Genomic DNA, 19104 nt, shown 5'->3' with positions numbered 1-19104 from the left:
GTTGCCATGGGAGCGGAGTGCGAGGAGAGTCACCGGTCATGCGAACCCTCGTAGGCCTGGGCTACTCCGGTTGGACCGAGAAGGCACGGTGGGCGATGGACCACCATCGTCTGGCGTACCAGTACCGCGAGCACATCCCGCTCCTCGGCGAGCTGCGCCTGCGACGCCATGCGCCCCCCGGGGGACGCGGCACCGTACCGCTCCTGCTGGAGGACTCGGGTGCCACGATGGGCTCCTACGCGATCGCGCAGCGGGCCGAGCGTGAGGGCCAGGGCACCCCGCTCTTCCCCGCGACGTCGCTCCCGGAGATCGAGCAATGGGAGCAGCGAAGTGACGCGATCCTGCGCGTAGGGCGCGCGTACATGGTGCAACGGCTCATGCAGTTCCCCGAGGCCCAGGTGGAGAGCCTCCCCTCGTTCGTCCCCGCGTGGGCGCGGGGCCCGTTGAAGCCCATGGCACGAATGGCGGGGAGCTTCCTCGCGAGCAAGCATGAGGCGGCATCCGACCCTGAGGCGCTCCTGCTCGCCACGGTCGTACCCAGCCTGGAGCAACTGCGTGCGGCGCTCCAAGGGAGGCGGTTCCTCACCGGCACATTCTCGTATGCGGACGTCACCATGGCGGTGACACTCCAGTTCATCCAGCCCGTGGGAGGGAGCTTCATCCCGCTGGGGCCGGGCCAGAGGAAGGCCTGGGCCCACCCAGCCCTCGCGGAGCGGTTCGCGGACCTGCTCCGCTGGAGGGACCAGCTCTACACCGAGCATCGCCCCGCGCCGGTGGCCCGCTGACCCGGAAGCCTCACGTTCTCCCGTACACGGACCGCCAGAGGCGCTTCTCGAGCGTCCTCACGTTGATGGCGTCCTTGAGGGTTGCCAGGTACCGGGAGAGGGCTGGCAATTCCTTGTCATCCTCCTCCCCGTTGTACTCCTTCACGTAGATGGCATTGCCATAGTTGTGGATGCACTTGGCCGGGGTGTCATCCACGATGAGGATACGCTCCAGCCTGTATCCCTTCCGCTTCAGCTTGTGCAGCTTCTTGACGTAGTTGTAGTGGCTGCCCGGATCGAGATACCCGGCCTCCTGCACCCACGCGCGGTCGAGCGCGAAGGTGCACCGGCTCCGTCCCCAGACGAACTCAGGGGTGAGCTCCCGGGGGAAGATCCTCTTCACGACCTCGCCCACGTAGTCGTCGGAAGCAGAAGACCAGACCGCGAGGCGGAAGTGGACCGCGCACTCCGTCAGGAAGCGCTCCACGTACGGCCGGACATAGACGTAATAGTCGAACAGACGAAAGTCCTCTGCCCGCTCCAGCCGCTCGGTGCTGGCGTGGATCAACGTCTCATCCAAATCCAGGATCAGCAGGATCCTGTCCGTGTCTGTCATCTCAGTGGTCCCACACCGAAACGGTATGCCCCATTGCTGCACGGGGACACGAAAAAAGCCGGGCCCCACCTCCCGTGAGGGAAGGGAGCCCGGCCCAAGATTCAGCCAGGGAGCGGGTTACTGACGACGGCGACGGCGGGCCAGCGTCAGGAACGTGCCCAGGCCCACCAGCACCAGCGATGCATCACCACCCGTGGCCGAGCAGCCGACGCCATCGCCCAGGAAGGCGATGTCCCCGCCCGTGTTCCCCGAATCAGCGGACACGGTCCAGGTCCGGGTGGCCGGAGTGGCGTCCACGTTGCCCGCGGCGTCACGCGCGCGCACCCGGACAGTGTGCTCGCCCTCGGACAAGCCCGTGAAGGTGACCGGAGACAAGCACGGCGCGAAGTCGGCACCATCCAGGCTGCACTCGTACGTCACGCCCGGCTCGTTCGAGTCGAACGTGAACGTCGCGCTGTTCTCCGAGGTGGTACCCACCGGACCGGAGGTGATGGTGGTGTCCGGCGCGGCGCTGTCCTGGACGATGGTGAAGGAGTGGCCCGCGCTCCCCTCACTGGTGTTGCCCGCCGCATCCGTGGCGCGGACGGTCACCGTGTGCGGGCCCTCCGTCAGCGGAGTGGCCGGCGTGTAGCTCCAGTTACCGGACGCATCCGTCTGAGCAGTACCCACCTCCACTCCGTCGATGATGACCGTGACGGTGCTGCCCGGCTCCGCCGTGCCGCTGATGACCGGCGCAGGCGTCGTCACGTGAGCGCCCTCGCTCGGAGCCGTCACGGCAGGCACCGCCGGGACAACCGTGTCCACGATGAAGTGACGCACGTTGGACTCGGGGCTGATGTTGCCCGCAGCGTCCTTCGCCGTCGCCTTCACCGAATGCGGGCCGTCCGACAGATCCGTGGCCGGCGTGTAGCTCCAGTTGCCCGCGGCGTCCGCCGTCACCGTGCCCACCGCCACATCGTCGATGATGACCGTGACGGTGCTACCCGGCTCCGCCGTACCCGTGATGACCGGCGTAGGCGTCTTCACGTGAGCGCCCTCGCCCGGAGCCGTCACGGAAGGAGCCAAGGGAGACCCCGTGTCTACTGTGAAGGAGTTCTGGGCGGACTCGGGGCTGATGTTGCCTGCCGCGTCCGTCGCCGTCGCCTTCACCGTGTGCGGACCCTCTGACAGGTCCGTGGTCGGCGTGTAGCTCCAGTTGCCTGCCGCGTCCGCCTTCACCGTGCCCACCGCCACGCCATCGATGATGACCGTGACGGTGCTGTGGGGCTCCGCCGTGCCCGTCATGGCCGGAGTCTTCGTGCCCACCACGGTCCCATTGGCCGGAGTCGAAACAGTGGGCGCCGCCGGAACGGCCGTGTCCACGAAGAAGTTGCGCACGGAGGACTCGGGGCTGGTGTTGCCTGCCGCATCCGTCGCCGTCGCCTTCACCGTGTGCGGACCGTCATCCAGCGACGTCGTCGGCGTGTAGCTCCAGTTGCCCGAGCCATCCGCCGTCACCGTGCCCACCACCGTCCCGTCGATGATGACCGTGACGGTGCTGTGGGGCTCCGCCGTGCCCGTGATGACCGGCGTGGGCGTCTTCACATGAGCGCCCTCGCCCGGAGCCGTCACGGCAGGCGCCGCCGGAATGACCGTGTCCACGGTGAAGTTGCGCACGGGGGACTCGGGGCTGGTGTTGCCCGCCGCGTCCTTCGCCGTCGCCGTCACCGTGTGTGGACCCTCCGTAAGGTCCGTGGTCGGCGTGTAGCTCCAGTTGCCCGCGGCATCCGCCGTCACCGTGCCCGCCGCAACGCCATCAATGATGACCGTGACGGTGCTGCCCGGCTCCGCCGTGCCCGTAATGACTGGCGTGGGCGTCTTCACGTGAGCGCCCTCGCTCGGAGCCGTCACGGCGGGCACCGCCGGAACGGCCGTGTCCACGATGAAGGAGTTCTGGGCGGACTCGGGGCTGGTGTTGCCCGCCGCGTCCGTCGCCGTCGCCTTCACCTCATGAGAGCCATCCAGCAGGGGCGTGGTCGGCGTATAGGTCCAGGCACCAGACGCGTCTACGGGGACGACCGCGACGGGAACGCCATCGATGATGACCGTGACGGTGCTGTTGGCCTCGGCGGTTCCAGTGATGGTCGGCGTGGAGTCATTCACCACCGAGCCCGAGCCGGGAGAGACCACCACGGGCGCCACGGGCACCACCGTGTCCACAAAGAAGTTGCGCACGGAGGACTCGGGGCTGGTGTTGCCCGCCGCGTCCGTCGCCGTCGCCTTCACCGTGTGCGGACCCTCCCCCAGCGGCGTCGTCGGCGTGTAGCTCCAGTTGCCCGCCGCGTCCGCCTTCACCGTGCCCACCGCCACGCCATCGATGATGACCGTGACGGTGCTGTCAGGCTCCGCCTTCCCAGTGATGGCCGGCGTGGGCGTCTTGAGGTACTCGCCCTCGCTCGGAGTCGTCACCGTGGGGGCCGCGGGTGCCGCCGTGTCCACCCTGAAGGAGTTCTGAGCAGACTCGGGGCTGATGTTGCCCGCCGCGTCCTTCGCCGTCGCCTTCACCGTATGCGGACCCTCCGTCAGGGCCGTGGTCGGCGTGTAGCTCCAGTTGCCTGCCGCGTCCGCCTTCACCGTGCCCACCGCCACGCCATCGATGATGACCGTGACGGTGCTGTGGGGCTCCGCCGTTCCGGTGATGGCCGGCTTGGACGTATTGAGCAGGGCTCCGTCCGCGGGCGCGCTCACCACCGGCGCCGCGGGCGCGGTGACATCCACGGTGAAGGTGTTGGCCGCGCTCCTGGGGCTCTGCACCTCATTGAGCTCCGTGGCCGCCTGCACCGTGTGATTGCCCTCGGAGAGGGCGAAGGGCAGGCCGAAGATGTAATCGCCGCTGGCGTTGGACATGGTCCGGCCGACCTCGACCCCGTCGATGTAGATGACCACCGTGGTGTTGGGCTGGGCCTTGCCGCGGATATCGGGCTGGCGGTTGCTGGTAATGAGGCCATCGGCCGGCGTGGTCACCGAGGGCACGGATGGCACGACGAAGCCGCCCGTCAAGGTGACGGAGTTGCCATTGGCGCCCACCGTCGCCCCGTAGGTCGTGCCGTCGGGAGCCGTCGGATCCTGCTGGTTGCCGGGCGCGGCACCAACGAGGATGAGGTTGCAGGTACCTCCCAGCGCGGCCTGGAACAACACCCGTCCACCGCCACCACCACCGCCGGGGCCTACCCGGCCGGTGTTCACCGTGCCACCCACACCACCATTGGCAGAGACAGAACCGCACGCGGCCGTGCCGGCGAAACGCAGGTAGATGGAGCCACCCGCGCCACCGCCACTGCCTCCATCCTCGGCCGAGGAGCCGCCCGAACCACCCGAGGCCTGGATGGTGCCCGTGCCCGTGAGCTGGTTGGCCCGGATGAAGATGATGCCACCGCCACGCCCACCCGGCGCGCCCGAGCCGTCCGCACCATGACCAGCACCACCGCCTCCGCCTGGCGTGAGGTGGTTCAGCATCGAATAGACGAGCGCCGTGCCTCCCAACCCGCCCACGAGCCTGGCTCCATCGAAGGAGCCCTCCGAGCGCCCACCCACACCACCCGCCCCGTAGTTACCACCGCCTCCGCCACCGGACTTGTAGCAGATGCCACCTCCGGCCCCGTTGGCCACGTTGCCACGCCCAGTATGAGCAGGACCGTAACGCACGTCGGCGATGCCCTCGCCCTTCTGGGCGCCCTTGGGGGCGTCCTCATCCAGCCCCGAACAGGCTGTCGTACTGGAGTCATCATCGACGTACATGCCGCCGCGGAATCCGGCGGAGTTGGCGTTGATCTGCCCGGCGTTGCTCACCGCGCCCGTAGCCAGGAACGCGATGATGCCACCCGCGCTCCCGTTCCAGGGGGATGCGATGAGCCTTCCAGTCGTGGTGAGGTTGACGGTCGTGTACTCGGGAACCCGGATGACCTGGGTCACGTTGGCCGCATACGAGTGGATGAGCGGAGCGGTCAGGGTGAGCGTCGAGCCCGTGACCGAGGTCAGCCGCGCGAACTCCCAGCGGCCCACCGGATCATTGGAGATGTCGATGGCCCCCGTGCCTCCAGAGGGGGGCACCGGGACGAGACCGGTCGTCTGGAGCACCATCACCAGATCGCCGGCCGCGAAGCAGGAGGGAGCGCCCAGGCACGTCCCCACGGGAACAGTGGTATCGCCCGGCGCCAGGGGTCCCGTCACCTGGGCATAGCTGTTGATGACGGTGCCCGCGGTCGTCACCGAGAGCGCGCCATTGCGCCCGGTGCCCAACCCGAACGAATCCGGCTCGGCCAGCGCCGCGGTCGAGCCGAGGGCCAGCACGCACAGCGCCGCCGCGAGCCACTTCTTGAAGAGTCCGTTCTTCATATGCATCGATTCCTTCGACTACTTCAGCTCGCGCTCAGCGGTGACGATGATGAACTCCACGCGGCGGTTGGCCGCGCGGCCCTTTTCCGTCTTGTTGGACACGATGGGCCGGTCCGGACCGAACCCCTTCGCCTCCAGGCGAGACGGCTCCACGCCCTTGCGCACGAGGTAGCCCTTCACCGCCTCGGCTCGCGCCAGCGACAGCTTGCGGTTGGCCTCCGCGTTACCGCGGTTGTCGGTGTGGCCCTCGATGACCATCTGGTCGACCTCCGGGTGCTGCTGGAGAACCTTGGCCACCTGGTCCAGCATCTTGAAGGAGCGCGGCTGGATGACGGCCTTGCCCGTGGCGAAGAACACTGACTCCTTGATCTCCAGCTTGCCCGTCTGGATGGCCACGAGCTGCTTCTGCTGCACCGGGCAGCCCGCGTTGGTGTCCACGCCCTTGTCGGCGGGGCAGTTGTCCAGGTGGTCCGCTACACTGTCAGCGTCCGTGTCCTTCGCAGGGCAGCCGCGCAGCTCCACCAGACCCGCCTCGGTGGGGCACCTGTCCGCGGCGTCCTCAATTCCATCCTTGTCCGAGTCGCGCACCGGGCAGCCCTGGCGCTCGGTCAGACCTGCCTCCGTGGGGCACTTGTCCGCGGCGTCCTCAATTCCATCCTTGTCCGAGTCGCGCACCGGGCAGCCCTGGCGCTCGGTCAGACCTGCCTCCGTGGGGCACTTGTCCGCGGCGTCTTCAATTCCATCCTTGTCCGAGTCGCGCACCGGGCAGCCCTGACGCTCAGTCAGACCCGCCTCGGTGGGGCACTTGTCCGCGGCGTCTTCAATTCCATCATTGTCCGAGTCGCGCACCGGGCAGCCCTGGCGCTCGGCCAGACCCGCCTCCGTGGGGCACGCGTCGTCGGCATTCCTCACACCATCGCCATCATCGTCACGCCGCGAGGCATCCGCCCGCTCGCCCCCGCCAACAGCCACGCCGAGCAGCAATCGGAAGGTGGGCGTGCCCGGAGCATCACCGAAGCCGGGGCCACCCAGCGCGTAGGCCTCAACGGACTCGCCCAGGGGCAGCCGGAGACCGGCCAGCACCTCCAGGGAGCTCGACTCACGGGTGAGCGGCACGGTGCCGCGCACGTTGAGCTCTCCACGCAGCCCGTCGCCCGTGGTGGCCAGCACCGCGCCCAGGCGCACCTCGTTGCCCAGCTCGTCCTGCACCTCGCCCTCATCCCCGAGGACAACCGCGGGCCGAACCAGCGCTCCCGCCTCCACACCGGCGCGCAGCGCGCCGAAGCTCCGGCCCAGCATCACCTTGGGCGCGAGGCGCACGATGCTGTCGCGCGAGAGCGTGTCCACACTGCCCACCGGAAGCCCCACGCCCAGCTCCAGCGCCAGGTCCACCGGCGCCTCTCGCCGCTGCGCGAGCAGCCCCAGCCGCACGTGCGCCGAGGGGGTGGACAAACCTGTACGGCCCGGTGCCGTGACACCTTGCGCGCTGAGGTCGTCCCCACGCTGCCAGGCCACCACCGGCAACTGCACCCCCAGCTCCAGCCAGTGCATCGGTGCCCAGGCCGCCAGCAGGTGCGCCGTCACCCGGTCGCTCACCACCGAGCCCAGCCGATTGCCATCCCGGTACATCACGAGGGGATCGTTCTCGTACTGCCCCGCGAGCGAGAGGCGAAAGCCGCCCTTGGGGAGCAGCTCGCCGGTGCCGATCAGCAGCGAGCCTCGACCATTGGGATTCAGCTCCAGCCGCTCCAACTCAAACCCTGGCAGGCCTGAGGGCTGCGCGAGCGCGGTCGAAGCGAGCAGGAAGGCGGCAACGGTGGACAAACGCACGTATCCCGCCCCCCGGCGGAAAGACGGCCTGGTGTGACTCATGATTTCTCCGTGTCGGGGCCCCTGCGGGTCCGCTTCAGCCGGACCGCCCCGCGGCGCTGCGTCCCAGGTGAAGAGAAGCGGGGAGCTACTCCCCCCGTCTGGCTCAGGGACGACGCCGCGCGCAAACAGACCCGACATTCCGTGGACTGTCCAGGAGTCGTCCAAGGTCTAACGAACGCCCGCTCGTTCTTCGAGGAGCCGCGAGGGGGGCTTCCAATCCAGTTGGAGACCTCCAACAGGCTCGGCTGCCCTGTCGCTCAGTTAACCGGCACGAGGCCCTCGCATTGCACTGAAGGAGCGAGGAAGCGTTGCCGAGCAAGCAGCAGGTGCGCACCCTGGCCACGGATGAGCACCCTGGGGCGCATAGCGCGTGGCCTGGGCCTCGGGCTGGTCGGGTTGGTGCTCAACCTGGCGGCCCTCGAGGTCCTGCCCGGGGTACACCTGCTGCTCGGACCCCTGCTGGTCCTCATCACCGCAGTGCTGTTCGGCCCGTTAGCGGGCGGGCTGGCGGGGGCCGTGGCCGGAATAAGGACCCTCTGGCTGTGGGGTCACCCCTGGGGTTGGCTCAACATCACGCTGGAGGGCATCTTCGTGGGTGCGCTGCGTCGGCGCCTCACGCCGCTGGTGGCGGACGCCTGCTATTGGGCGCTGAGCCCGCTGTACTTCCTCCTCACCTACCGGATGGTGGAGGGCATCCCGCTCGAGGCCACGCTGGTCGCGGGGCTGAAGCAGGCGGTGAATGGGCTGTTGGCGGTGCTCGGCCTCCAGGTGGTGCTGCTCATCCCCCACGTGCGCGCGCGCCTGCGTGCGCTGCTGCCCCTGCCCCTCGCGGACGTGTCCATCGGCCGTGCATTCGGCTCGGCGCTCACGCTAGGGGCCATCATCCCGCTGCTGGTCGTGGGCGGAGCCGAGGGCCGCGAGCGCTACGCCTCCGAGGTGCGGCAGGTAGACGAGGAGAATCTGCACGCAGCCGGGGTGGTGGTCAGTGAAATTGAGAGCAGCCTCGCGCACGCCCGCCATGGTGTCTCTCGGCTGGCCCGCACGCTCTCGACGAGCCTGTCGCCGGAGGGACGGCTGCCGGGCCCCCACTTCCTCGAGGGCGAGCTGGACGCGCTCGTCACGTACTCGCCAGAGGTCATCAACGCCTACGTCGGCAGTCCGCAGGGAGTGGCGCTCGCCTTCTCTCCACGCCATGACACAGAGGGCCATCCGCTGGCGGGCACGGACTTCTCGGATCGGCCTTACGTGCGTGAGGTGCGGCACTCACGCGAGCCCCTCGTGAGCGACGTCTTCCTCGGGCGTGGCGGTGTGCAGGGGCCACTGGTGGTGACGCTGGCGCCCATCCGTCGCGAGGAGCACTACGCGGGCTACGTGCTGGCCGCGATGGATCTCCCGAGGCTGCGCCGGCACGCCCGGGCGCAGGTGGGGGACACTCCGCGGCGAGTCCTCGTCGCCGACGCGCGGGGGGGCATCATCTTCGACTCGGCCGAGGAGGGCCCGGGGCAGGTGCAGAGCATCCGCGGCTCGTCGCTGGCGCGAGCGCTGGAGCGCGTGAGCAGCGGCGGCACGGGGAGCTACGAGGTCGAGCCGGACGCGGTGACGCTGGTCCGCATAGGCACGACGCGCCACTTCGGCATGGTGGAGGTTCCCGCGCTGGGTTGGCGCGTGGTGGTGGAGCAACCGGACACACGGCTGCAGCACGACGTGGAGCAGGCCTACTTCGGCCTGCTGGGCACGATGGGGTTGGCCACGGTGGCGGCGGTGCTGCTGGCACTCGGCTTCTCGCGCATCATCGTCGCCCCGGTGCAGGGGGTATCGCACGCGGCAACCCGGCTGACGGCGGGAGACCGCACGGCGCGAGCCTCCGAGGCGGCCAAGGACGCACCTCGCGAGCTGAGCCAACTGGCGGAGACGTTCGACCGGATGGCCTGGCAGATCTCCCGGCAGCTCGAGGCTATCGAGCGCACCAGCCGGGAGAAGGACGCGTTCCTGTCCATCGCCTCGCACGAGCTGAAGACGCCGCTCACGGCGCTCAAGGCCCAGGTGCAGATATTGAGGCGCAAGGTGGGGGGCGAGCACGTGGAGCGGCTGGACAACGTAAGCCGGCAGGTGGACCGGGTGACGCGGCTGGTGAACCAACTGCTGGATGCCTCGCAGCTCGGCGTGGAGCAGCTTCCCCTGCAACGCACGCGAGCGGACCTGAGCGAGGTGGTGCGGCGGGTGGCGGAGAGTCTGGTGAATGCCTCACCGCTACACACGTTGGATCTCTTCACGCGCCCGCTGGTGGGCGAGTTCGACGAGCTCCGCATGGAGCAGGTGGTGCACAACCTGGTGTCCAACGCCATCAAGTACAGCCCGACGGGGGGACTCATCGAGGTGTACACGCGGGTGCTGCCGGACGGCCAGGCGGAGCTGGTGGTTGCGGACCGGGGAATTGGCCTGCGCGTGGAGGACGAAGAGCAGCTCTTCGGACGTTTCGAGCGCGGGAACCGGCGCGAGCAGACGGGCATCTCGGGCATCGGCGTAGGACTGTACGTGTCGCGAGAAATCATCCGGCGCCACGGAGGGCGCATCTCCCTGCGCCCGCGCGAGGGCGGCGGAGCGGTGGCCACGGTGCGACTACCGCTGAGCCTGGGGTCGGAGCACGATGACCACGCCCCTCATCCGATGGCGGACGGTCGAGGGTGAAGCACTTCCACCTCAGGCAGACCTCACCCGGTCGAGCCACTCCTGGTATTCATCACCCAGGTTCATGATGAAATCGAAGCGCCCGGCAACGATCAGCTCGACGAGCCGACGGTCGCGGGCGATGAGCTCGGGAACCCCCGTGGGAAATTCGACTCCTCGCATTCCGTCGAGACGATATCCCTCATCCTCTACCAGGATTTCAAAGTAGCGGGAGAGAGTGTCGAAGAAGAAATCCACACTCGAGGCGACAGGCAGGACATACCTCTCCATGTAAGCATTGACGTAGATGACGGGCTGGAGTCCCTGCTCGTCGGCCAACTTCGGCACCACCGCGTAGTAATAAGCGAGGTCTGGAATGCAGCCGAAGGCAACGGAGGAGTGAAATGGCTCTTGTGCCCCCCTCCGCCGTGCACCCGTTGCGAGTGTGAGCCCATCCACCTGGTCATCAAGACGATGCAACAGGAACTCGCCTTCCTTTCCAGCGATGCGCAGCCCACCCATCCGCCTATAGACGGTGGCGAGAACCGGGTCGAAGGGATGACCCGCCACGAGTGCTCCCGCGGCCGGAGTGGAGCGCCCTGGCAGCAGGGTGTCGACGCTGAGCTCGTACTTCCGACAAACTTCCAGCAAACGCTCGAGTCCTGGTAGCGGCATCACAGGCGGCGGAGCCTCACCCCAGCACGCCCAACGCGTGCGCCAGCCGCCAGGCCACCACCAGCAGGTGCGCGTCCTGTACCTCCTCCAGTTGGCTGATGAGCACCTCAAGCGGTATCCAGCGCAGGCGCGAGCCACACGCCGCGTCGGCCTCGACCTCCACGGCGAACGGCCACACCAGCTCGGGCGTGACACCCGGAGTCGCGTGGTACGAGCCTCCGAGCTCCCAGGCGTGGCGCACCGTGACGGAGAACTCCTCGCGCAGGCGCTCGGCGATGAAGGCGGGCACCTGGCCCAGGTGGGTAACCGTCCGGGGCAGCCGCCAGGCCGGTGTCACTGCGAAGCTGGCGCTACCCGTGAAGTGCTGCACCACCGGCAGCTCCCGGTGCTCGATGCCCACAAGGATGCCCTCTCGCGTCCGCACCACCGGGAGCGCCACCGTGGTGTTGCGGCTGGCCTCGCGCGGCACGAGGTACTCGCGCGGCACGCTCGCCAGCACGCGCCCCTCCGCATCCCGCTCGGAGAAGGTGCCAGTTCGCAAGTCCAGGTAGCCGCAGGCGCCGTCCTCGTGGGGAGAGAACGTCACGCGGCGCTCAGGCGTCAGCGCATCCTGGGCCCAGCGAGGCCCACCGGCCTGCTCAGTGAGCTGGAGGGTCGCGCCGATCCACGGCCCGGGCGAGGTGCCCAGGTGGCGCAGCAGACGGTGGATGTTGATCTCCAACCGCGCGTCCACCATGCCGCCCACGTGGCAGGCACGGAGCACCTGGCGCGCATCAAGCTCGCGCACCGAGCCAGCGCTGGTGAACGGACCGTAATCGGGCGCGGGCAACCCGGCGGTGGGGGCCACCTCGACCAGGTACGCCGCCACGCGCTCGTTCACCCCACCGGGTGAGGTGAAGTAGCGCGCGGGCTCGCTCAGGGAACGGATGCTCTCGGCGGAAAGCCCGGCCCGCTCGTGCAGGATGCGCGCGATGGCTTTATCCGGTGCCTCTCCCGCATGGGTGATGGCGGCGAGGGGCTCGGTGATGTAGCCGGACAGCGCCGCGCCTCCAAGGTTCGGGTGGTCCGCGCACGCGTTGATGACGGGCCGCGGAAACCCCTTCTTCGCCAGCACGAACACCTGGCCGTCCTGGCGAAACCAGGGCAGCAGATCCAACGTGCGGCCCGGACGCTCCACCAATTCGAGGACGTGGCCAGACTCATGGCGCCAGGCGCTGAGGGACAGAAAGTGGGGCGTGGTGAGCGACTCCTGGCGCTCCTCACGCAGCTCGACGCCCGCGCCCGGAGGCACCTTCTCCCCGACGATGAGGTAGTTGGTCGCCGGGAATGGCAGCGGCCGGCCCTCGAGGTCGCTCAAATGGAAGCGGCCCTCATAGCGGTTGGCGATGATCCACGGGTTGCGGATGGGCATCGAGCTGAGGATGCGCAGCCCGCGGCGCCGGAAGGCGGACTCGAACTGGGCCTGGGAGAAGTAGGTGTACTCCTCGAGCAGCTCCACGTCCCAGTCCGTGCGGTAATCCTTGCGGAGGATGAACTCGTTGGCGGCGCGCAGGGTGAGCCGGTAGCGGACATGGCCCGCGTGGGGCGAGGCGAGCCGCGTATGGGGCACCGGGCCGTCGCGGTTCACGCTGCAGCGGAAGTCGCGTGCGAAGCGCTCGAAGAGCGCGACAGTGGAGAGCCCGGACACGGGGCCGTCCGCCGCTCCATCCGTCTCGGGCAAGTCGAGGAACACCTCCTCGGGCCCATCCGGGACGAGGAAGTCGCGGATGATGATGACACCCCCGGTACGCAGCGCGCGCACCTGGTTGTCCAGACACTCCTCCAGCCGCGCGAGCGAGAAGCCATTGAAGCTGGTGACGTGGTGGAGCACCGACGAGTCGAGCACCCCATCCAGCGACTCCGGAGGGAAGACGGGGTCGGCGATGTCGCCCACCACGAAGCGCAGGTTGGGGCGCTGGTAGGAGGCGGCGGCCATGTCCACGGACACGGGGTTGATGTCCACGCCCACCAGCTCCAGCGCGCTGTAGAGACAGGCCAGGTCATGGGTGCCACGGCCCGAGCCACTGCCCATGTCCGCCACCCGGCCGCGCGTGGGGAAGTGCGCGGTGGTGAGGGCCACCTTCTGCTGCATGGACGCATCCATGCCCGCGAAGTAGGTGGCGTAGTGGTCCGCGTCGCCCCGGTGCTGGGCAGCGTACGTCTCGGCCGTGCTCGTCTTGAATGCCATGGAGCCACCCACTCTATGCCGAGCCCCACCGCCCCGGCATGGGGGGGAGCCGGGGCCCCCTCCCCTGCCCTCTGCCCCCCAGGCAGCCCACGGAACGAAAAACCCCGTGTTAGCGTCCAAGCGTCATGCGTCCCGTCCCCGAGCCGCCGCCGATGTCCACCCGCGCCCTGCTGGCGTGCCTGGTGCTCGCCGCCGTGGCCAGCGTCTTCCTCTGGCAGACGGTGTGGCTGTACCCCTTCCGGCTGCTCGTAACCCTCATGCACGAGAGCGGACATGCCCTCACCGCCTGGGCCGTGGGCTCGCATGTGGGCAGCGTCACCATCAGCCCGGCCACGGGTGGGCTAACCTACCACTCGCTCACGGGTTCGCTCTGGAAGGAGCTGCTCATCGCCTCGGGCGGCTACGTGGGCTCCTCGGTCGCCGGCGCCCTGCTGCTGGTGGCCGCCGGTCGCATGCGCAGCGGACGCTTGCTCTTGTGGGGCCTGGTCGCGTGGATGGTCGGCGTGGCCGTCCTCTGGGTGCCCCTGCTCCCGCCCGACCCTGGCGCCTCCCACGCGCTCGCCACTGGCTCCTCGCGCTCGGATGGGCTCTTCACGCTCGGCTTCATCGCCGGCATGGGAGCGTTGCTGGGACTGGTGGCGTGGAAGGGCCCGGTGTGGCTGAGGCGCGGGCTGATTGTGTGGATTGCCGCGCTGTCGTGCCTGCTGGCCCTTCAGGACATCAAGGGCTTGTTCGGCTACGGCCTGGAGGTAGGTGTCTCCGACGCCCACGCCATGGCACAGCTCACGTACCTGCCCGCGCCCCTGTGGGCCGCGGTGTGGATGGCGGTGTCGCTCGCGGCCATGTGGCTGGGGCTCCGGTCCATCATCCGGCGTCGGCGGATGGTGGCGTCCCGGAGCCCCATGGCCAGGCTGTCCTTCCGGTAGGCCCGCTGCGCATCAGAAGCGCAGCAGGGCCCCTTCCATCGTCAACCCGGGGCCGAAGGCGAGCATCACGCCGTACTCACCCGGCTGCGGCTTGTCCTTGGCAATCATATCCTCCAGGACGAGGTAGACGGTGGCCGAGGAGCAGTTGCCGTACTCCTCGAGGATGTGCCAGGTGGAGCGGAGCTGGGAGTCGCTCAGCCCGAACTTCTCGCCAATGACCTCCACGATCTTCGGCCCACCCGGGTGGATGGCCCAGTGCTTGATGTCACTGGCGCTCAGGCCGGCCTTCGCGGTGAGCGTCTCGATGAGCGACTCGATGTGCTCCCCGATGAGGCCGGGCACCTCGGGCGAGAGCGTCATCCGGAAGCCCTCGTCCACCAGCCGCCACGTCATCAGGTCGACCGCGCCGTAGAGGTGCGTGGAGTGGAAGTCCAGCACCTGCGGCCCGACCCCCGGCGGCTCCATGCCCATCACGGCGGAGGCACTCCCATCCGCGAAGAGGGCGTGGACGACGACCTGCTCGCGGCTGGACTCCTCGGGGCGGACGTGGAGCGAGCTGAACTCAGTGCAGTTGAGGAGCACCCGCTCGTTCGGGCGTGCCACCAGGCTGTCCAGAGCGACGTTGAGCGCGTTCATCCCCCCGTTGCAGGCCATGTTGCCCACGAAGGTGCGGCGTAGCTTGGAGGGGAGGTGGTGGTCCCTCGCCAGGAGCAGGTCCGGCGTGGGGGCGATGTAGCCGGTGCTGCTGGCCATGACGAAGCTGCCAATGGACTCGCGATCCACCTGGCGCAGCACCGCCTCCAGCGAGCGTCCTCCTACCTCCATCACTTCCCGCTCGAAGATGGCCATGCGCTCACCGAGCCCGACCTTGCGCTGCAGCACCTCGCGCGGATCCAGTGCCAGGTAGCGGCGCCGCACGCGGACGCGCCGGATGATGCGCTCGAGCGCGGCGACATTGCCGTAGATCTCCTTGCCGAACGTCTCGTAGAGGTCCTTCTGCAGATAGGCATTCTTCGGGAACGCCGAGCTCAGGCTGAGGAACGTGGGATAGACTTCGCGTACGGAAGTGTTGTTCTTCATGAATCAACCATTTCGGTGTGAGGGGGGATGCTTCGGAGCCGAAGCCCTGTCCCGCGTCTTGTTTTGTCCGGGACACTGGGATGGAAGGCCGCGGAATTTGTTGTGACGCGCGGTTTTCAGCGGATATCCCGCGCAGGGAGCCCCACCTCCACCTGGACGTCAGCGGGGGCGTGGGTGCGCTGCTCCTCACGAACGCGGGTGGTGGTGAGCTCGAGCAGCTCGTTGATGATCCGGATGATCTGCTTCGAGGTGTACCCGTACGAGCGCAGCTCCTGGAAGAACGAGTGCGCGGTGCTAGGGGGACCCCGAGTGTCTGAGTTCATGGAGGCTTCCTTCTGGAAAGGTGGAATGGGCAATCGGTGTGGATGCCCAGACAGAAGGAGCCGAGCGGACGTGTGACGGAGCCGCCTTCGCAAGGGAAGGCGGCTCCGTCTCCGTTACATGAAGTGCTGAGAGGGGTTGCTGGGGCTGGAGAGGGCTGGGAGGTCCCAGCCACTCAATCCCGCCTCAACGCATACGACGAGCGATTGTGTCGAAGAGGGCGCCAGGAATCACCTGCATCATCCGCATGAAGGTGGCCGCCTGCCAGGGCATGGCGCACCGGGCCTTCCCCTGGAGGATGGCCCGCCCCATGCGCGCCGCAGCGTCCTGCTCATCCAAGGTGAAGGGCTCGGGATGGCCCCACACGGCATGGTGGTTGCGCAGGTGGCCGGGGTAGATGCAGGTGACGCGCAGGCCGGTGCCCCTCAAGTCCACGCGCAGGCTCTCCATGAAGTTGGAGATGAAGGCCTTGGAGCCCGAGTAGGCCGAGCGTCCCGCCAGGCCCCGGTAGGCGGCGAGGCTGGAGATGCCCACCAGGTGCCCACGGTCCCGCTCCAACATGCGAGGCAGCACCGCGGACAAGAGCGCCACTGCACCTGTGACGTTGGTCTCGATGAGGTAGCGCGCACGCTCCCAGGGGAAGTCACGGGCGTTCGTCTCCTCGTACGTGCCCGCGGCCACCACCAGGTCCAACCCGCCGCACTCCTCGTCGAGCGCGAGGATGCGCTCCCGTGCTGTCTCCACCTGGGAGGTGTCCAGCTCCACCGGGACGAGCTGGGCACCGGAGCCCCGGGCCCGCGCGAGGTAGGGCTCCAACTCCTCCGGGTCTCGCGCCGTGACGTAGACCCGCATGCCCCTCTGACCGAGCCATAGCGCCAGCTCGCGTGCCAGCTGGCTCGGAGCGCCCGTGATGAGCGCGGTTCGATACTCCTGCTCCCTCATGGCCATATCCCCCTTTAGCGAGCGGCCCGGGTGTCGTGGTGCCGGTGCTTGTGGAGCGGGAGCTTCCAGAGCTGCTCGCCGCGGTCTGCCCCCTGGTTCACGAAGAACAGGTCCCCACCCGAGCGCGTCAGGAACAAGGGCGCCGAGCCGGTGGGCCCGGGCACGAAGTCCTTCAGCACACGCGTGCCACGCACGGTGCCATCGCTCGTCCACAGCTCATTCCCTGTCTCTGGGCTGGAGCCGGTGAAGATGACGCGGTCACCCACGGTGATGAGGTTGGGCGGCGGGTAGCGGTCCGAGAGGAACAACGGCCTGTGGAGCAGCCGGGTCCCGTCCCGAGTGCCGTCGGTGCGCCAGAGCTGCATGTCTCGGGGGGTGGGAGCGGTGAGGTCAGGGAAGTTGACCGTCATGAAGAGCTGGTCGTCAGTCCCCGCCGCGAAAATGACGAGGGGCTCCCTCGGCGGGGGCGCTCCGGGACCGAAGGGGTTGGGGATGTCGGTGATGTGCTCCGAGCGGGTCGTGCCTGGCACAAGCGTGCGCAGCCGCAGCGCCCCGTCGGGCGACTCGCTCGAGGTGAAGTAGAGCCGCCCCTTGTAGAACGTAAAGGGTCGCGGCCGGGAGCCATTGGGACCCGGAACAATGTCCTCCACCATCACCGTGCCACTCTCCGTGCCATCGGACCTCCACAGCTCGCGTCCGTTCTCAGGGGTGGTGGCGGCGAAGTAGTTCACCCCCTCCTCCACGAAGACGGGGAAGTTGGGGAAGGAACTGGTGGGCCCCGGGTTGATGTCCTTCACCATCCCAGTACCCGCCTCAGTGCCATCACTCATCCAGGGCTCGCGGCCGTGCTCGGGATCCAACCCGCTGAAGAAGAGGCGGCTGCCGGAGCCGGTCAACCCGATGGCAATGCCTCCACTGGGTGCCGTGCCCAGGTCCTTGACGCGCACAGTCCCGGCCTCGGTGCCATCGCTCTTCCATAGCTCCTCGTGGACCTCGGTTCCTGGAACCGTGCGCACGAAGAACAGGGTGTTCCTCACGGCAGCGAGCTCTTCCAAGGACGAGGAGGCGGCTCCCGGGGTGATATCCGCGAGCAGGCGCGTGCCCTGGGGGGTGCCATCGCTGATCCAAGGCTCGGCGCCGTGCACTCCGTCATCCGCCACGAAGAAGAGCCGATCCCCCATGACGGTCAACTCACGGATGCTGGCACCGGCGACCTCGGGGAACTGTTTGACGATCACCGTGCCCTTGACACTGCCGTTGCTCTTCCAGAGCGACGGCCCACCTCCGGCATCCGGGTTTCGGCCGAAGTAGGTCGTCCCACGGAAGTCCACCAACTCCGTGATGCTACGGACGTCGGGGTTGGTCATGGCCGGGAAGCTCTTGAGGAGCTGCGCGTGCCCTTTCTTGGAGTCGTGCCTCATCCCGGGTTGCTCGGCGTGGGCGCACCCTGCTCCCGCGAGCGCTGCACCGCATGCCACTGCCAATGAACAGGCAACTGCCAGCCTACTCCCACTCCATCTCATGTCATACCTCCTGGGTTCGGAGGTCTGAGCGAATGAGCGGGAGATGTGAGCTGTTCATCTTCACGGGTGCTGGAAAGAACGTCCGTCTATCATCCAGACAGGCCACCCCATGACACCCATGCCTGGGATTCAGAAGGGCAGCGAGGCCCGCCCCTCCCGGTGTGCTTGGAAGAATTGACGCACCTGCTGCACGGCGGGCTGCCCTGCCAGGGGGCGCACGTCCACCGCCCCCAAACGCCGGCACAGCTCCTCGTCCAACGCTCGCCCCTCCAACCCGAGCTGCTCCTCGAGGACGCGCCGGGGCTCGGTCTGGCCGCGTCTCAACGCCTCCTCGGTGGGCTCTCGCCCGAGCACCTGGCGGAGGACTCCCCGCTCCTGGAAGAGCAGCACCTCCGTCTCAGGCACCAGCAAGGAGACCTTCCACAGATCAGCGCAGGCCACACTGATGAGCAGGTACACGATGGAGCGGTGCGTCTGCCGGAGCTCCTCGGGCTTCGCATCGGTGACCACGGCCACGACGGACTTGCGGTTGAGGAGGAGGGACCTCGCCAGAGAAACGCCGCCCCCCACGTCCTCCGCGTCGAAGACGCGCAACTCCCGTCCAAACTCCGGCTCGAGCAACTTGCGAAAGACCAGGGCCATTGCCTGCCCTCGTACGATCAGGACCGGAATCATCGGAAGTCCTCCGCCTCGCGTTCGTCATCCACCATGGCGTCCTCCACGGCCTTCGCCACCTGAATCCAGAGCGCGGCACGCAGCCCCCTACTCCGCGAGGCTAACCAGCCCCTCTGACACGCATTGCGATCGCACAGCCCAGCCAGCAGGGGCCGCGACCGCTCCTCACCCAGGCGTCTGCGCGCGAGTATCCGCTGGGAGAACCCATGACGTCAAGTCCCTGGGTCTACCTGTCTCGTCACGTGCTCGGGTGTGCGCCAGCCAGCCCCAGGAGGGCTGGCAGAGAATGGGCAAACATCACGCCCCCACGGCCGCCCCAAGGAAATCTTCAACAGCACTACACCCGGAGACCCTCAGGAGATACCCTCGAGGGCCCCTCGTGGAACGCGAGGCAGCGAGCGGCCAGACGCGATGTCTGGATTTGAGGTGCGGAGGTGCACCT

13 protein-coding genes are annotated in these 19104 nt (G+C 68.2%); 3 read left to right on the top strand and 10 right to left on the bottom strand.

Translation table 11 applies throughout. The annotated features are described in order from the left end of the window. Positions 1-38 precede the first annotated feature (38 nt). On the top strand, positions 39-785 hold the full coding sequence (locus F0U60_RS05625) for a glutathione S-transferase family protein (RefSeq protein WP_395814998.1): 747 nt from the start codon (positions 39-41) through the stop codon (positions 783-785). A 10-nt stretch (positions 786-795) separates the two neighbouring features. On the opposite strand, the gene F0U60_RS05620 is transcribed toward F0U60_RS05625, so the two are convergent. The 3 genes from F0U60_RS05620 to F0U60_RS05610 form a co-directional block, all read right to left on the bottom strand. After that, entirely contained in the window at positions 796-1380 is a 585-nt protein-coding gene (locus F0U60_RS05620; protein WP_395814995.1) for an NIF family HAD-type phosphatase, read from the bottom strand. 117 nt (positions 1381-1497) lie between these two features. Beyond that, positions 1498-5754 carry an adventurous gliding motility protein AgmC gene (agmC, locus tag F0U60_RS05615; RefSeq protein ID WP_395814992.1) on the bottom strand — a complete coding sequence of 1419 codons (4257 nt, stop codon included), beginning with the start codon at positions 5752-5754 and terminating at the stop codon, positions 1498-1500. 18 nt (positions 5755-5772) lie between these two features. Further along, positions 5773-7626: an OmpA family protein gene (locus tag F0U60_RS05610; RefSeq protein WP_395814989.1), complete on the bottom strand. Its 1854-nt coding sequence runs from the start codon at positions 7624-7626 to the stop codon at positions 5773-5775. Positions 7627-7971: 345 nt separating this feature from the next. On the opposite strand from F0U60_RS05610, the gene F0U60_RS05605 reads away from it, so the two are divergent. Continuing rightward, positions 7972-10314: an ATP-binding protein gene (locus F0U60_RS05605; RefSeq protein ID WP_395814986.1), complete on the top strand. Its 2343-nt coding sequence runs from the start codon at positions 7972-7974 to the stop codon at positions 10312-10314. A 12-nt stretch (positions 10315-10326) separates the two neighbouring features. Here the strand turns inward: F0U60_RS05605 and F0U60_RS05600 are convergent, their stop codons facing one another. Beyond that, positions 10327-10863, bottom strand: a complete 537-nt coding sequence (locus F0U60_RS05600) for a hypothetical protein (RefSeq protein WP_395814983.1) — start codon at positions 10861-10863, stop codon at positions 10327-10329. A gap of 121 nt (positions 10864-10984) precedes the next feature. After that, positions 10985-13195: a methyltransferase domain-containing protein gene (locus F0U60_RS05595; protein ID WP_395814980.1), complete on the bottom strand. Its 2211-nt coding sequence runs from the start codon at positions 13193-13195 to the stop codon at positions 10985-10987. Positions 13196-13320: 125 nt separating this feature from the next. Here F0U60_RS05595 and F0U60_RS05590 point away from each other — a divergent pair, with 125 nt between their 5' ends. After that, positions 13321-14121, top strand: coding sequence for a M50 family metallopeptidase (locus tag F0U60_RS05590; protein WP_395814977.1), 801 nt, complete (start codon positions 13321-13323; stop codon positions 14119-14121). 12 nt (positions 14122-14133) lie between these two features. Here F0U60_RS05590 and F0U60_RS05585 read toward each other — a convergent pair whose 3' ends face one another. From F0U60_RS05585 to F0U60_RS05565, 5 genes are all read right to left on the bottom strand, one after another. Then, on the bottom strand, positions 14134-15201 hold the full coding sequence (locus F0U60_RS05585) for a type III polyketide synthase (RefSeq protein WP_395814974.1): 1068 nt from the start codon (positions 15199-15201) through the stop codon (positions 14134-14136). A 116-nt stretch (positions 15202-15317) separates the two neighbouring features. After that, positions 15318-15524, bottom strand: a complete 207-nt coding sequence (locus F0U60_RS05580; RefSeq protein WP_395814971.1) for a hypothetical protein — start codon at positions 15522-15524, stop codon at positions 15318-15320. A 184-nt stretch (positions 15525-15708) separates the two neighbouring features. Further along, complete coding sequence (locus tag F0U60_RS05575) at positions 15709-16464, bottom strand: SDR family NAD(P)-dependent oxidoreductase (RefSeq protein WP_395814968.1); 756 nt, start codon at positions 16462-16464, stop codon at positions 15709-15711. A gap of 14 nt (positions 16465-16478) precedes the next feature. Then, a complete protein-coding gene (locus F0U60_RS05570) occupies positions 16479-17885 on the bottom strand; it encodes an ELWxxDGT repeat protein (RefSeq protein WP_395814965.1) in 1407 nt (468 codons plus the stop codon). A gap of 231 nt (positions 17886-18116) precedes the next feature. Continuing rightward, positions 18117-18629 carry a hypothetical protein gene (locus tag F0U60_RS05565; RefSeq protein ID WP_395814963.1) on the bottom strand — a complete coding sequence of 171 codons (513 nt, stop codon included), beginning with the start codon at positions 18627-18629 and terminating at the stop codon, positions 18117-18119. Between the last annotated feature and the right edge of the window lie 475 nt (positions 18630-19104).

The sequence above is a fragment of the Archangium minus genome, from assembly GCF_044360475.1.
In the GTDB taxonomy this organism is placed as follows: domain Bacteria; phylum Myxococcota; class Myxococcia; order Myxococcales; family Myxococcaceae; genus Archangium; species Archangium minus.
Note: the sequence above shows the minus strand (reverse complement) of the source record. Positions and strands in the feature narration are given on the sequence as shown.